Annotated in this window: 2 protein-coding genes; both read right to left on the bottom strand. The window is 67.8% G+C overall.

The annotated features are described in order from the left end of the window. Positions 1-48: 48 nt before the first annotated feature. Positions 49-567 (bottom strand): acyltransferase, encoded by a 519-nt coding sequence (locus tag ICN82_RS21680; RefSeq protein ID WP_193187305.1) that lies wholly within the window; start codon positions 565-567, stop codon positions 49-51. A 118-nt stretch (positions 568-685) separates the two neighbouring features. After that, positions 686-1,708, bottom strand: coding sequence for an NAD-dependent epimerase/dehydratase family protein (locus tag ICN82_RS21100; RefSeq protein WP_193187302.1), 1,023 nt, complete (start codon positions 1,706-1,708; stop codon positions 686-688). Positions 1,709-1,850 lie beyond the last annotated feature (142 nt).

Below are 1,850 nucleotides of genomic sequence, written 5' to 3'. Positions count from 1 at the left end.
GCAGCACGGCCAGCGCGGCCATCAGGCGGCGGCGGCGCGGGTCGGGGATCACGCCCCGGCCTCGACCAGCGCGCTTTCGCGGGCATCGGCATCGGCAAAGCGGCCATAGGCGCCGACCTCGATCCCCTCGCGCAGGATCCGCGCGGGATTGCCCGCCACGACGCAGCCCGGCGGCACCGATTTCGTGACCACCGATCCGGCGCCCACGACGCAGCCATCGCCGATCTCCACCCCGGGCAGGATCAGGCTCGACCCGCCGATGAAGCAGTTCCGGCCGATTCGGGTATGCAGGTAGAGGCCGCGGGTGCGGTCATGGCAGAGGATGCGCGATTCGAAGGCGACATAGGAATTCTCGCCGACATGCACACCCTGCGGATAGGTCTTGTCGAATTTCGCCGACATCGAGAACTGGCAGCTGGGATGCAGGTCCATCTTCCAGATGCGGGTATAGTACCAGCGCATCGCGTCGATGATCACGCGGCGGATGCCGAGGAAGCGGCGCAGCCCGCCCTTCCTGATCTTCCTGTAGGCGGGGGCCTCCCCGGGGGCGGAACTGGGCTGATCCATGGGCGGAACCTCGTGGCACGCAGGTGATGGAAACGCGAAACGTCCCCATCCTAGCCCGCCGCGGCCCCTGCGTCACCCGGGCGGGGCTGAGCCACAGGGTCGCTGCACCCCGTGCGCCTCAGACGCGGTAATAGTCGCGGTACCAGTCGACGAAGGCGCCCACCCCCTCGGCGATGCCGGTCTGCGGCGCATAGCCGGTCAGCGCGCGCAGCAGCTCGGCATTGGCCCAGGTCGCGGGCACGTCGCCCTGCTGGATTTCCATGTAGTTGCGTTCCGCCCTGCGGCCGGTCGCGGCCTCGATCGCGTCGACGAAATCGAGCAGCTTCACCTTGTTGGAATTGCCGATATTGACCACGCGCCAGGGGGCGACCGGGCTGAGGCTGTCGCCGTCTATGGCGGGGACATCGGCGCCGGGGGACGGCGGCGGGGCATCCATCAGCAGCGAGATGCCGCGCACCAGATCCTCCACATAGGTGAAGTCGCGATACATCTCGCCATGGTTGTAGATGTCGATGGGATCGCCGTTCAGGATCGCCTTGGTGAACTTGAACAGCGCCATGTCGGGGCGTCCCCAGGGACCGTAGACGGTGAAGAACCGGAACATCGTGGTCGGCAGCCCGTGGATATGCGCCCAGGCATGGGCCATCGCCTCGTTGGCTTTCTTGGTCGCGGCATAGAAGGACATCTGCGTGTCGCACTTGTCGGTCTCGGCATAGGGCATCTGCGTATTGGCGCCGTAGACCGAGGAGGTGGAGGCCATCAGCAGATGCGCGGGCCGCACCTTCAGCGCCGCCTCCATCAGGTTGAACGTGCCTTCCAGGTTGGCCGTCACATAGACCCTCGGATTGTCGATCGAATAGCGCACCCCGGCCTGGGCGGCGAGATGGATGATGACATCGGGGCGCGCGGCGGTGACCGCGGCCTCCAGCGTGGCGGCATCCTCGATCTGCGCCTCATGGGCGGTGAAGCCCTCGTGCTGCAGCAGGATCGCGTGGCGCGCGCGTTTCAGCGCGACGTCGTAATAATCGCTCATCCCGTCATAGCCGGTGACGGTCCAGCCCTGCGCCAGCAGCAGCCGCGACAGGTGGAAGCCAATGAAGCCGGCCGAACCGGTGACGAAGGCGTGGCGGGGGGCGGGCATGGGCGGATCCTTCTGGAGGGCAAAGCGATGGGTCCTGACTGCACGATCCGCCCGCCCTGCCGCAAGCGGCCGTGTTGGCGCAGGCCGGGGCGGCTAGCGGCGCGCCGGAGGCGCGCGGTCCGCCCTGGCGGCGCGCCTGGCC

The organism is Mangrovicoccus algicola (assembly GCF_014903745.1).
In the GTDB taxonomy this organism is placed as follows: domain Bacteria; phylum Pseudomonadota; class Alphaproteobacteria; order Rhodobacterales; family Rhodobacteraceae; genus Mangrovicoccus; species Mangrovicoccus algicola.
The sequence above is the reverse complement of the archived record's forward strand: the minus strand, read 5'-3'. Positions and strand labels throughout refer to the sequence as shown.

What these genes read in the sequence shown, in the direction of transcription:
- ICN82_RS21100 (WP_193187302.1), bottom strand. Translation starts at nt 1,708, where the DNA reads ATGCCCGCCCCCCGCCACGCCTTCGTCACCGGTTCGGCCGGCTTCATT.
- ICN82_RS21680 (WP_193187305.1), bottom strand. Translation starts at nt 567, where the DNA reads ATGGATCAGCCCAGTTCCGCCCCCGGGGAGGCCCCCGCCTACAGGAAG.